9 protein-coding genes, 1 tRNA gene and 1 pseudogene are annotated in these 14,419 nt (G+C 31.7%); 4 read left to right on the top strand and 7 right to left on the bottom strand.

Features of this window, described 5'->3' with window-relative positions; translation table 11 throughout:
- Positions 1 to 112: 112 nt before the first annotated feature.
- Complete coding sequence (locus H3S88_RS06600) at positions 113 to 493, top strand: helix-turn-helix domain-containing protein (RefSeq protein WP_198228354.1); 381 nt, start codon at positions 113 to 115, stop codon at positions 491 to 493.
- Between the two features lie 303 nt (positions 494 to 796).
- Here H3S88_RS06600 and H3S88_RS06605 read toward each other — a convergent pair whose 3' ends face one another.
- Positions 797 to 2,698, bottom strand: coding sequence for a hypothetical protein (locus tag H3S88_RS06605; RefSeq protein ID WP_198228356.1), 1,902 nt, complete (start codon positions 2,696 to 2,698; stop codon positions 797 to 799).
- A gap of 600 nt (positions 2,699 to 3,298) precedes the next feature.
- Here H3S88_RS06605 and H3S88_RS06615 point away from each other — a divergent pair.
- Positions 3,299 to 4,251, top strand: a pseudogene (locus H3S88_RS06615) (arsenic resistance protein).
- 316 nt (positions 4,252 to 4,567) lie between these two features.
- On the opposite strand, the gene H3S88_RS06620 reads toward H3S88_RS06615, so the two are convergent.
- From H3S88_RS06620 to H3S88_RS06645, 6 genes are all read right to left on the bottom strand, one after another.
- A complete protein-coding gene (locus tag H3S88_RS06620; RefSeq protein WP_086327562.1) occupies positions 4,568 to 5,473 on the bottom strand; it encodes an endonuclease/exonuclease/phosphatase family protein in 906 nt (301 codons plus the stop codon).
- A gap of 205 nt (positions 5,474 to 5,678) precedes the next feature.
- Positions 5,679 to 6,578: an endonuclease/exonuclease/phosphatase family protein gene (locus H3S88_RS06625; protein WP_198228362.1), complete on the bottom strand. Its 900-nt coding sequence runs from the start codon at positions 6,576 to 6,578 to the stop codon at positions 5,679 to 5,681.
- 328 nt (positions 6,579 to 6,906) lie between these two features.
- Complete coding sequence (locus H3S88_RS06630; RefSeq protein ID WP_086327663.1) at positions 6,907 to 7,818, bottom strand: hypothetical protein; 912 nt, start codon at positions 7,816 to 7,818, stop codon at positions 6,907 to 6,909.
- A 326-nt stretch (positions 7,819 to 8,144) separates the two neighbouring features.
- On the bottom strand, positions 8,145 to 9,080 hold the full coding sequence (locus tag H3S88_RS06635) for a hypothetical protein (RefSeq protein ID WP_198228364.1): 936 nt from the start codon (positions 9,078 to 9,080) through the stop codon (positions 8,145 to 8,147).
- A gap of 211 nt (positions 9,081 to 9,291) precedes the next feature.
- Entirely contained in the window at positions 9,292 to 10,122 is an 831-nt protein-coding gene (locus tag H3S88_RS06640) for a MetQ/NlpA family ABC transporter substrate-binding protein (RefSeq protein WP_198228366.1), read from the bottom strand.
- Between the two features lie 463 nt (positions 10,123 to 10,585).
- A complete protein-coding gene (locus H3S88_RS06645) occupies positions 10,586 to 11,548 on the bottom strand; it encodes an aldo/keto reductase (protein ID WP_198228368.1) in 963 nt (320 codons plus the stop codon).
- A gap of 160 nt (positions 11,549 to 11,708) precedes the next feature.
- Between H3S88_RS06645 and H3S88_RS06650 the strand changes: the two genes are divergently transcribed.
- Positions 11,709 to 12,590 (top strand): LysR family transcriptional regulator, encoded by an 882-nt coding sequence (locus H3S88_RS06650; protein ID WP_198228370.1) that lies wholly within the window; start codon positions 11,709 to 11,711, stop codon positions 12,588 to 12,590.
- A gap of 1,524 nt (positions 12,591 to 14,114) precedes the next feature.
- Positions 14,115 to 14,188 (top strand) — tRNA-Cys (locus tag H3S88_RS06655).
- Positions 14,189 to 14,419: the final 231 nt, after the last annotated feature.

Raw genomic sequence — 14,419 nt, forward strand, 5'->3', positions numbered from 1 at the left:
GTAGACTTATTAAATGTTAACAATAAAATTGAACTAAAACAATAAGTAACCTGAATGTAACTAGGTCACATCGGTGTGACTTATCTAATTATTACTAGAAAATAGAGTTAAAATGACCAAACTATTTGATGATACGTCGATCCAATTTGATCATCCCTGTCCGATTCGTGATGTGCTTGATAGAATCGGTGACCAATGGAGCTTATTAATTTTAAAAACCCTTGAAAACCGAACAATACGTTTTAGTGTCTTGCATAAAGAAATTAATGATATTTCTCGGCAAATGCTTTCGCGAACATTAAAAAAACTCGAAAAAGATGGTTATATTATTCGAACCATTTATGCCGAAGCCCCTCCCCGTGTTGAATATGCTTTGTCAGATTTAGGACAATCGTTTTTAAAACCAATGAATACGCTTATCAAGTGGGCGAATGAGAATCATAAAGCTATCTACCTTGCCAGAAGAAAAGCCGACGTTAACTTGTCTGATTAAAGATAACTGAATAATCTGCTAATTTAATAGGCAAATTGTGAGTTTTTTATTTTATTCACTTTATTTTCAAGCCAAACCTTTTTTATAGAATATAAATGGCTGTTCACTCTTTATTGAGTGTCATCAAAATGTTGTAGGATTTTTCTAGGTTGTCGATATATATAAATTTGTTATTTACGATTGTTGATAATCTAATGTATCTATTATTATTTAATTACTAATTTTTCAAGCTTAATTAATACTCTATTTACTCGCTTAAAGATAACACCTTACCTTAACAAAGTAAGGTAAGGTGTTTTATGATTACTGAGGCGTTAAAGACATGATCACTGTCTCAAATGGCGCTAATGTTATCATTGCAGTTTTGTCAATTTTGGCTGGTTTATCTGCATGAGATTTACTTATATAATCAATATTGATTTGATAATGTTGAACAGCATTGGCAGGTAGTTCTAAATCATTTTGTAGATCAAGATAGTAAACTTGCTGTTTATCAGACGGATTACGTAACGTAATAATTGATTTATCACTTGACCAACCTGCCCAACCATAAACAGCTAATTTGGTAGGATCTTGCCCAATCCAATGTGTATCAAATAATACATGTTGATTATCACGCGCCCAGATAGCTGCTTTAGCCAAAGTATCCCAATTTGTAGTTGAAAGTAATTCAGGAGTTATATACATTTCTTGCAGTTGAGTACCCGTTGCAAAATAACTCCAAACTTGATCAGCAAAATCAGTGTCGCTCTCTTTTTGTAGATGTTTGGCCTGTTTAGCATAGACAATGCCATGTAACATTAACGAATTTAATGGAAATAAGGGACCTTTCATAATAATTGAACGATAGGTTTCCGCATCACGATAGGTCAACCATTGCTGAACTTTTGTACCTGGACCATAATAGTTAACATCATCGCCTCCCCGCCAGATGGAATCAGCATAAAACAACCAAGATGGTGTGGCTTGTGTACCTGTTGTTAGATTGACATACAAATTAGGATTAGCACTGCGCATATCCTTAATTAGATGGATAGCAGCATCAAAATCACTGGTGAATTCACTACCTGCAATAACCTTATCAGCATTACCTGTGCCATCAAGTTTAAACATACTGATATTTTGCTGATTAATTAACTCAATAATACGTTTATGAAAATTGGCATAATATTTAGGTCCTGATAGTGCCAATTTGCCATCCATTGTTTCATAACCAAATTCAGATGCATTTTTAACACGAGTATCTCGTGGTTTGTTATAGCCACCCCATGGTGACAACCATATACCCAATGCAGCATGATATTTTTCCGAAGCACTTTTTAGTTTATTAAATTCGTCAGGGAAATTACTGCCAAATCCCCAGTTACCTTTTAAGTTATCCCAACCATCATCAAATAGATAACCATCAAGCTTAACATGACGTTTTTCTACCAATTCTTTTCCATACTGATCGATGCGTAGTAATGCTTCTTTTTCGGTATAAGGATTAAAAAAACCAATATCAAGCCAAGAATTATAGTGTAAATAAGGTGCATAAGGGCGTTCACGCACATAATTAATAAATTGGTTAACATGACGTCTTAACTGACCTGTTTCAAAAGTACCGATATAGGTTTTATAACTTAAAGTATGATTTGCTTGTAAAGGAATTTCCTGAGGAATTTTTTGCGAAACGCCCCCTTCATAAGCAACGGTATTTGTTAGCGGATTTTCAGGAATGATAAAAAAGGTATCACTAATAATAGGTGAACTCACCACAGAACCATAAACAAAAGGTGCTTGCGAATGAAATGGCATCAAAGAAATTGCCGTCATTGAAAGTGATTTAGTTTTAGGGGTGATTTGCAGTTCAAAACTCGCAAAATGATTATCATCATTTAAATTTAATAACGTTTCAACATTAAGATCGTGGCCAGTATAGGTTAATGTTAAATTATTATCATTTTGTTTTAATGTTTTTAATTGAAAATCTTTATCCGTCAATTTTTTGCCCGAGCTTAGTGTAATTTCAAACAAGGTGTTCACCTTGATTTGATCACTATTTTTAGCATTAATAAAATCTAAGGAAGTAATACTTTTTTGATTGTCACTATCCGAAATTTTAATAGTCGTATTCTTCCCAGACAATTGATAGTCCTTAGCCCAAACAGAATGGATAGGTAAACACAGAGTGGACAATATCCCCACTGTTATCCAATTTTTCATACATTTTTTCATTACTACCTCACTTTCGATAACAAAACTTATGGAAAAGATTAACAAATTCAATAAGTAGTATAAACGGGTCAGAAAAAATAAATTGTGATCGTGATAGCAGTTTCTACTTTGTTCATATTCCTCAATAAATACTTTTGGTTTTAACAAAATGAAATAGTAAATGTGGCACGATAAATCCCTGATTGAGTAAATTTAATTTAATTAACTTACAGTTAGGAAAGGAAAGAGTAATTAAAAACGGAAGCATTTAATAATTTCAGGGATATGCTTACTTTTATTGTACAATGTGATGAGATTCACAATATTGAGTTTTTTAAATAAGTTAGTGCTTTTTGTTTAAAATTTTTAATTAAGTTAATTTGCTTAACCTCATTGATTTTCATAATAATCATTTTGAGTTGAAACTTTTTCACTAACAAATAATCACCAGTAAAAAAGTAAAAAAGTAAAAAAGTAAAAAAGTAAAAAATATCTGTCACAGAAGCTGAAAACGAACAAACTATACTTTACCAATAAGTATGAAGATAAACATCTACTTTTCTGATAAGCTATAAAACAATCTTCTTTAAATAAAAATCAATCATTGATATGCCAACCATTAAAGAATTGTTAGAAAAACAGCAAATTATCCTTTACTTTGTGACGATTGTCGTTGCCATTATTTTAGCTTTTTGTATACAAGGCACGAGTATATTAGTCATAGTGATAAATCCAGTGCTTGCGTATATGTTATTTGTCACTTTTCTACAAGTTCCCATTACTGAACTCAAAAGATTTTTACTCTAGGGCGATTTATTGCAGCCTTATTAATCACTAATTTTGTGATAATCCCGCTGTTTGTTGGCATATTAGCTTTATTTTTACCTCATGCTCCTTTGATAAAACTGGGCGTATTATTTGTTTTGCTTGCACCATGCATTGATTACGTTGTCACTTTTTCGCATCTTGGGAAAGCCGATGCAAAATCGTTGATGATGTCAACGCCAATTCTTTTAGTCATGCAAATGTTACTATTACCAATTTATCTCGGCTTATTTATTGGGGATGAAGTTAAAAGCCTAATTCAATTTGCTCCGTTTATTCATGCTTTTATTGAGTTAATACTAGTGCCATTTATTTTGGCTACTATTGTTCAATATTACGCTAAGCGTAATCAAATTGGCTCGACCGTTGCTCAATATCTAAATTTAATGCCAGTTCCTGCAACGGCACTCACATTATTTGTGGTGATCATCGCCATTTTACCGCAACTTGAAAACACCGTAGCAACCGCTTTGATTGTGATACCCTATTATGTGATTTTTGCCATCATTGCACCATTACTCGGTTGGAGGATAGCCAAGCTATTTCATCTGCCCAGTTGTGCAAGTCGCTCAATAGCGTTTAGTGCAGGCACACGAAATGCACTGGTAATACTTCCTTTAGCTCTTGCTATACCTAACGCAATCCCTTTATTACCAGCGGTAATTGTGACCCAAACGCTTATTGAATTGGTGGGTGAATTATTTTACATACATTTCATTGCTAAATTGGGTGATTAAATCCGTTATTCTTTTATTTATAAAAAATGGGCATATCGCTCGTTTTTTATTGGTCTTATAGTTTCGAAACTGAATTTATTTCAAACTATGGATAAATTATCCCACAATCCTCTCTTTGCTAAACTGGGTGATTAAATACATTATTCTTTTATTTATAAAAAATGGGCATTCCGCCCATTTTTTATTGGTTTAATCGTTTCGAAACTGAATTTATTTCAAACTATGGATAAATTATCCGACAATCCTCTCTTTGATAAATTGAGTGATTAAATCCGTTATTCTTTTATTTATAAAAAATGGGCATTCCGCCCATTCATTATTGTTCTAATAATTTTAGCTTAGCAATAACAGGTATATGATCACTGACTAATGGCCATTTAATACCGTTCCACTCATTACCATCATTAGGTATGGTTAATTGCTCTACACTCCAGACTTGGTTACGACTGGTAAATATGTGATCAAGATCTAATCCAGGATTGCCTGCTGGCCAAGTACGTGTATCAACGCCATCTTTTTTAACTCGATTCCAATATTTATCAAGTTCTTTAATCACCCTGTCACTTTCAACAGAATTAAAGTCACCTAGCAAGATCATAATTCCCGTTGCTAAATTAGGAAATTCATCATCTAAATCAAGATCATCAAAAACGATACTATTAATAAATCGTGCTTGTGACATTCTCACTTCATCTTCTTCATGCCAGTCGAAATGACTATTGAAGATATAAATAGGAGAATCAAAGCCGGGAACATTAATCTTGCTAAGCATAAGTGACCTTTGCTCGAAAGAACCCGATGGCAATAAAAAGACTTTATTTTTTTCGATTGGGTACTTAGACAAAATTGCATTGCCGTAATTTCCCCCTTTCATTTCAGTCGCTTTACCAAAAACATAATGCATTCCAGTTTTTTCAGCTAAAACTTTTGCCTGATCCAAACCATCACTGCGAGAGGTTTTTTGATCGACTTCTTCAAGTGTAACAATATCAGCATTCATGGCTTTAATAGCATTAGCGACTAAATCGAGATCCATTTTATGCTTCCTAAGTCCACCAGCAATATTGTAATTAGCCACCGTTATTTGTGGTTGTTTACCTTCGGCATAGACTTTATTAGGCGAACTTTGATATTGTGTTTTTACCAGATCGTCATCAGCATAAACATTGAAACAGAGTGAAAACAGTCCAATCAAACTAACTACCCAAAAATTTTTTTTCATCGTTATTTATCCTTTAAAAAGATTTAGCGAGTTAAAATTGCTAAACATTAATATTACTTTAAATTACATTTTGTTTTTGAGAGTCTTATCACAACCTATCACTTTTAGCATTAAAACTGATGAATATAAAAAAGCCATACTATTGCAGTATGGCTGACTTATTAAGCAATTAAGTTAAGTTAAGTTAAGTTAAGTAGTATTGTTATTATTTATTATGAATAATCATTTGTACTGGATAGTGATCGGAATACGTATCAGTAAATTCATCTTTCAAAACTTTAACATCAATGACATCTTTTTTAAGTTTCGGAGAAACATAAATATAATCATATCGCAATGGCGTTGATGCCTGATCATAAAATACTTTAGTCGGTGCGGTTGAAATAAATTGTTTGTTTTTCAGTTTTAAAGCATCAATATAACCCGCATCCAGTAAATTTTGTTGTACCGTATAACTCAATTGGCCATTAACAAGATTATCTAAGATTGGTCGTTTCTTTTGTTTATCTTTGATATCCTCCAATAATTTGCTGTTGTCATATTCCGTTTTGTCTGCTGGGGAGAATGAATTTAAATCGCCAGCAATAATCCATTTACCTTTTGGATCTGTACTGTATTTGATTGAATCAATAATCAAGTTGATCTCATCTATTCTTTTTGACGTCCAAAATGGGTTCATATGGGTTATTACAAAATGATAATTACCCACATCCGCATATAAAGCGCCATGCCATAAATTATCAACGACTTTATTTACATTCACAATTGGGTATTTTGACGTGATCGCAACAGGGAAAGAGGCGGGATCATCTGGTGCCTCTTTTAATAATACTGCATAATTGTGACCATAACTTGCCGCAAATTTTTCAAGTTTTTCACGAGTAAAAAAATTCATTTCTTGCCAAGCAATAATATCGGCATCCTGCATTTTCGCCCAATCAATAAATTTTTGTTTTCCTTCTGACTCATCCAATTTCATGCCATTATAGACATTATAACTAATGATTTTTAAATCTTTTGCCTCCTCAAGTGAAGCAAAAGCCATCGAAGAACTAAGAATTACAGCTCCGATAATAGCGGCTAATTTTAATTTAGTTTTACCCATACGATATTCCTTTCATTTATTCTTTTGATAAATATTATCTAGAATGAATAATAAATAAATCTTTTTTTATAATTTGTGTGATATAGCTCAATAATTTTATTTCAATTTTGCATGATTGGTTGTTTTAATGGAACTTTAGTTAAGGCATTAAATTACAAAATACCTTATGAAGTAAAAAATGACTAAACATTTTTATCGTTATATAAGATTAAATAAGAGTAAAAAATACGGGCATAAAATTAAACTGATTTTATGCCCACTTAGTAAGTTCTTATGAAGCGTTATTAGGTATTTAATAATCGCTTTGGTTTGTTAGGTAAAGATTCACCTATTCGGTAACAAAGAAATTTATTTGTCTCAAATCATCCATTGCGTCTTCAATTTCTCTGGTCGTGAATTGGTAAGTATTTTGCGGGTCTTGACCAGAACATAGTGAATGTTTTTTCTTGAACGTTTCGTGTGAAGTCAACTGTTTATAAGTATTACCTGATTCACTGCCCTTAGTGGTAAAAAATTTATTCCAATCTTTAAGCTGTGATTCCAGAAACTCGCGTCCTTCTTTACATTCAATTTTGTCTAAATCAAGGGTTGGTAATACATGTTTCTTGATTTCAGAAAATTTTTTAGGCGTGTAAGGAAGACTCACTTTTTCATCGATATCTTCTGAATTTATGGTATCAAGAAAATCATCTTCGCGGTACATTTTACGCTTTTGTGCTTGATATTGGTTTTCACCTCGAACCGTCACGGAATCAGGCAGTTCTTCATCGACTGAATAATCCCAAGAATTACTATTTTTTTCGATAAATACATCATTAAAAATTTGTACTGGTAATTCCATCTCTGCAGGTACGCCGTTTACGGAAACTGGAATAAGTTTAAGGTAAGGCTTGATCAATTGATCATAGACTTCATCACTGTTGGTATAGTAGGTTGTTAACAAAATATAGTTACTTTGTGTTGGATTAATAAATCCAGTATTGTTTGATATTGCAGGTTTTGCCATGAAAGTAAGTGAATCACCATTATATGTTAGAGTGTGTTTGCCATACTCAAAGGCATATTTAATGCCTGATTTTGCAGGAATGGTGAGTTCTTTGTCGTCGATAGTGACTTTTATTTCGTTTGCAGTAGGATTATCAATCCATCGGTCAACAGAACTATTGCTAAAAGTAGAGTCGAAACAGCCAACTAAAGTTAAACTACAAATAAGAGTTAAAGTAGATTTAATTTTTTTCATCGCATTATTTTGTTAAGATTGTTAAAAGATAATGTAAATTATAACACAATTACTTACAAAGTTATAATGTTACTTAATGGTTTTAGCAAATAAAAATCAAAAAATTTATCATATTATTATTTGATTGTTAATTGATTGCTTGTCTTCAATTTTTTCATCTTTTTATATAACACATTTTTAAAAATTTAATGAGTAATCATTACATATTATAAAAGAAGAAAGGTAAGAAAAATATTCAGGCATAATACTATTACAAATAATATTATGCCTATTTATGACGAGTGGATTAAGAATATCGTTTAGACAATTTCTAAATTGTCAGTGCATTATGATTTAATTACAAAAAAGTGCACATCACGAATATCACGAATAGCATTAGTAATTTCAGTCAATGCTTTATCATAGGTACAGTCTGGATCAGTTTCAGGATTACACAATTTTCTTGATTCATAATTTTTATGACTTGCGTCATTAGACGTCAATTTATTATAAGTACTTGCAAAATCTCCACCTTTCAGCGTGAATAAATGATGCCAGTCATTTAATAATTCTTTCATGTACGTTTGACCGGCTTCACATTTTATGGCTGTTAAATCAATATTTGGAAAGACATGTTTGGTAGTTTCGTTGAACTTTTTGGGTTGATAAGAGAAACTGATCGCTTCTTCTACCCCATCATTTTTCAAATAATCAATAAAATCCCCTTCTCGAAACAGTTTTCTTTTGTCATCGTAATAATACGAGCCTTTAGGTAAATTTAGCTCTTCAAATAACTCTTCAGGAAAAGGTTCATCAAACGAATAATCCCACTTAGTATCCATTCTATCGATGAATACATCATTAATCTCGACAGTTGGAAGTTCTATTTCTGCTTCTTCACCATTGACAATTATAGGTAATTTTTTTATCACTCTTTGTGAAAGTTTGTCATACTCTTCCTGACTTATATTTGAAGTTGAATATACGACAGTATAAATAAAATAGTTACTTTGGGTAGGATTAATAAAGCTTGCCATTCCAAATTTAGCGGGTTTAACAATGAAGTTTAGTGAATCATCGTTATACGTTAAAGTATGTTTGCCATAATCAAATTTATATTGTATGCCTGATTGTGCAGGAATCGTTAATTCATTACCATCAATAGTCAATTTAATTTCATTAGCCGTCGGATTATCTATCCAACGATCGAGTGAACTACTTTCAAAGCAGCCCACCAAGCTCAAACTGCAAGTAACAAGTAAAGTATATTTTATTTTTTTCATCGTATTAAAATTTTGAAATTATTATTAATGTGGGCAAATTTTATCATTAATATTAATAAAGACCTACTTCAAATCACTGTTTATCTAATTCGTTACAGAGATAACTAACTGGATATAATCATTATGCTATAAATATATACAATAACTGATTAAGTAAATATTTTGCTATTAATAATAACGTTATCCCTGCAAAAAATTTCAATAATTTAATCTACTGTTGAGGCCAGATGAATCGACCTTTAGCATCAGGATCTTCGTTAATAAATCTTTTTAAAACATCAGACTGATAAAGCGTTTTAACCTCTTTAGCCCATGCCGTATTTAAATTCTCTTTTTTTACAACGACCATTAACTCCAAATTAGGGGATAATTGTTCTTGAAATAAAACATTATCAGCGGGTATCTTACTTAACCATGCTACACCTCCTGGCATAATGGCATAATCCACTTCACCTAACGTTCTGGGTATGATTTCTGATAATAATAATCTAAATTTTAAGTCATACTTATTTTCAGCAATGTCATTAATATTTGCCGTACCCGATTTTGTGTCTGGTTTAAGTGTGATCCAATTTAATTTTTGCAACAATAAGAGTGCTCTAGCGGTATTAGAGGGATCATTAGGAATAGCAATTATTTGATTTGGGGCAATCTCATTAACAGACCTGTGGGACTGTGAAAACAGCGCAGCCGAAATAGATGGAATATGGACTAATGATACTAAGTCGTTATTCGTTTCTTTATTATAAACATCTAAATAGGCTTGATGCTGAGCTGCATTCATATCAATACTACCTTCAACTAACGCTGTATTCGAATCTCTTAAAGAACTAAAATTAACCAGTTTTACCGTGTAACCTTTTCGTTCTAATTCTGGTTTTACCACTCGCTCCATTAAAATATTATGCATACTCGGCGGTAAACCAACAACAATCTCTTTTTTGTCAGTTTTATTGGCTTGTTCTGGATTTGATTTTTGCTCACAACCAAACAAAAATAGACCACTTAACATTAAAATGGTTAAAGTAAAAATCCTTCGCATCATTAATCCTTAAATTTGAGTATGTTAGATGTACTAATACTGTATTTATTATTCTTACCACTAACATTATAGTGACTAACGCAGCAATCGTTTAATACAAAAAATTTATATCTTTATGCGAATTGGCTATATGCGAACAAAATTTAATAGAAAATAGTTAAGTTTGAAGAAACTCGAAATAGTACTGAGATAAATGATCACTCTTTCAAATCAGTAGGACATAAGATGAGTAATTTTCGTAACAAAATTAAAAATTAATTATTTCATTTTGTTATAGAATTGCTGGTAAATTTTTCTAAATTGAATTTGATGGCTTGATATCAAGTTAAAATTTAACCGATATTGATTTAATTAAAAGTAAGATAGAGTTAAACCTTAAGGCTATTCTCAAGCTTTTTGACAATTACCCCTAAAATGATATCAAACCTTTTTAAGGGTAATAATTTCAATCACTCAATTCGAGTTATAAAGCGCCCATAATACGATGTGGTATGTAAAGTTCCTCAAGATAAGTAACATCTTCTTGCGTTAATTTAACCTTCAATGCCCCTACTGCATCGTCAAGATATTGCGTTTTAGTTGCACCAATGATAGGTGAAGCAACCCCTTTAGCAAACTGCCATGCTAAAGCCACTTGTGTCATAGTTACATTATATTTTTCGGCAATTTCATGAACTCTTTTTACAATATTGGCATCGGTATTTTGGGTACCGTCGTATTTAGAGATAGCGACCTTATCAGTTTTACTGCGTAATGTGTCAGCTTTCCACTCTAAACGAGACAATCTGCCTGCCGCTAAAGGGCTATATGGCGTTAATGAAACATTAAATTGCTTGCAAACAGGAATGAGCTCACGTTCATCTTCCCGATACAATAAATTATAATGATTTTGCATCGATACAAACTGTGTCCAGTGGTTTTGCTGAGCAGCTAATTGCATATTATGAAATTGATAACCATACATCGCTGACGCACCTAATGCACGGACTTTTCCTGCTTTCACCAGATTATGCAACGCTTCCATTGTTTCGTCTATCGGCGTGCTATAGTCAAAACGGTGAATAATATATAAATCCACATAATCAGTGCCAAGGCGTTTAAGTGATCCATTGATCTCTGTCTCGATCGCTTTTTTGGAAAGATGACCTTCATTAAAATAAACTTTGGTTGCAATCACAACTTTATCACGGGCAATGTTTCTTTTAATTGCTCGTCCTACATATTCTTCACTGGTACCAGCCGAATAAGTATTCGCGGTATCAATAAAATTAATCCCTAAATCAAGAGCGTGTTTGATAATCGCTTCACTTTGATCAGGATCAAGTGTCCATGCATGCATTTGACTAGCTGGATCGCCAAAACTCATACATCCTAAACAAAATCGCGACACTTCAATGTTCGACGTGCCAAGTTTAATGTAATCCATAACTTCCTCCTTTCTAGCTGCTAAATTGACTTAGGTAAACGATTGCTTCAAAAAAACGATCACAATGTTTTTATAAACTGATTTTAAACAGTAATTTTATTGAGATAAACAGGGTATTGATTTATAGTATGATGAATAAAATTCATTAATCCAACCCAATATGTATAACTTTAATGAACTAAATTACTTTATAACGATAGCCCAAGCGGGCAGTTTTGCAAAAGCGGCCAAGTCTTTACAAATTTCTCCCTCGGCACTGAGTCATAGTATGCGTAATTTAGAGAGCCGTCTTGATTTACGATTATTTAATCGTACCACCCGCAGTATGTCATTAACCGAAGCAGGCGAACAGTTATTTAAGCAAGTTGCCCCCTTATTCAAATCGATTAATGACGAAGTTCATGCCTTAGCAAATTTTCTTGAAACGCCGTCGGGAACAATCAGAATTAATTCGACAAGTCTTGCGGTAGAAATGATTCTTTATCCTAAATTGCGCGATTTTTTAACTCAATATCCTCAAATAAAAGTTGAAATTCAAGCCGACAATAATTGGGTCGATATTGTTGAACAAGGTTTTGATATGGGCTGCCGTATTGGTGACGATCTCGCTAAAGATATGGTTGCAATAAAAATATCAGAGCCGTTAAAAATGGCATTGGTTGCCAGCCCAGATTATTTAAAAAATACCACAAAACCCAAGCATATTAATGACTTAGATCATCATAAATTAATAGGATTAAGAATCTCTTCTCATCATGGTGCAGAATTATCATGGGAATTTAACGATAATGGTAATACTCTAATTTATCATCCTTCATCACAATTAATTTTTAATAATCATCTCCGTAAACAGGCAGCATTAGACGGTTTAGGTATTACTTGGGTGGGTCGGTTAGAAGTAGAAGAAGAATTAGCAAAAGGAACATTAGTTGAATTATTAGCCGATTTTGCCATGACCTATGAACCATTTTATATCTATTACCCAAGCCGAAAAGGTCATTCAAATGTATTTAAATTGATTTTAGAAGCGTTGAAATACTAATTCATTCAAGTTGAACAAAGAATATACTGTTTTACTTAACTCTATTTTTTTCTGAACTCTAAGCAAAAACTGACACTTTTTGACAAATACCCTTTTATCGATTCCGAATAGTTCATTTTATTCAATCCAATAAACAGTCAATAAAGTTTAATTAATCATAAATAGATAAACAAATATTAAATAATAAACTCAATTAAATTTAATAATTAACATCAAACTTGTAAAAATTATTCAGGAGTCTATACCATTTCATTTTTTATAAAATTCTGGCAAATAGTCAATAAGGTTTGATTAATCATAAATAGATAAACGCATGTTGAATAATAAATTCAATTATATTAACTATTTAACACCAAGTCTGTAAAAATTATTCAGGAGTCTATACCGTTTCATTTTCTATAAAATTCTGGCAAATAGTCAATAAGGTTTGATTAATTATAAATAGATAAACGCATATTGAATAATAAATCCAATTATATTAACTATTTAACACCAAGTCTGTAAAAATTATTCAGGAGTCTATACCGTTTCATTTTCTATAAAATTCTGGCAAACAGTCAATAAGGTTTAATTATTTATAAATAGATAAACGAATGTTAAATAATAAATCCAATTATATTAAATAATTAACATCAAATCCGTAAAAATTATTCAGGAGTCTATACCGTTTTATTTTCTATAAAATTCTGGCAAACAGTCAATAAAGTTTAACCATTCATAAATAGATAAACGAATGTGAAATGATAAATCCAATTATATTAAATAATTAACATTATACCTGTAAAAATTATTCAGGAGTCTATACCGTTTCATTTTTTATAAAATTCTAACAAACAGTCAATAAGGTTTGATTAATCATAAATAGATAAACGCATGTTGAATAATAAATTCAATTATATTAACTATTTAACACCAAGTCTGTAAAAATTATTCAGGAGTCTATACCGTTTCATTTTTTATAAAATTTCGATAGACAGTCAATAAAGTTTAATCATTCATAAAGAAATAGGCGAATGTAAAATGATAAATCTGATTAATTCAATAATTAACATTAAACCTATAAAAAATTATTGATGAATGTGATGCATCTCTTATCGTTTAACATTATAGTTAATAGGCTATCGTCCTATTTTCCAAACTCTCTCCAACTCAAGTAAAAACTTATAAGAACAAGTCGGATTAAAAATTAGATCTGACTAAAGTCAAATTTTTGATAATTAGCACGTTTAATAAGCGATCGTTTTCCTCTCAATGGTACTAAGGATTGATTGTTCGTTTACATCATTTAAATCAAATTTTAGATTTTACGACTTTTATTAATTATTTTGTACTCAATTTATATCAAGTAATTGTGACCTAAAATCGATTTTTTACTGAAACACATGCATGACCTGAAACTTTTTTACAAGAAAAATGCATCATTTTAAATCAATTTATTATGACTGCTGTAATTATAGTCTATTAAGCCTTGACGATTAATAAAGCCAATGCTACTATTTGCCACCTGTTGAGACAGAGCACTACGGCGCGTTGGCAGAGTGGCCATGCTGCGGATTGCAAATCCGTCTACCTCGGTTCGACTCCGGGACGCGCCTCCATAAACTTCTCAAAATAACACACATTAACTCCACTTCTCTTCAAGTTATCGTTTATTTTCCCTATTCAAAATTAATAATAAACCGAATAAATCTTAGATAAGTACTTAATCATTTCTGTTATTTTAACTATCATTATTTTAAATAATTGTTCAAATAATTAAATTAAGATTGATGATTGCTTTCTTTGTGTGCAATTTAAAATATTTTTCAATTTTTGAACTTATTTACTAT

It is taken from the genome of Gilliamella sp. B14448G11 (assembly GCF_016101765.1).
GTDB lineage: Bacteria > Pseudomonadota > Gammaproteobacteria > Enterobacterales > Orbaceae > Gilliamella > Gilliamella apicola_N.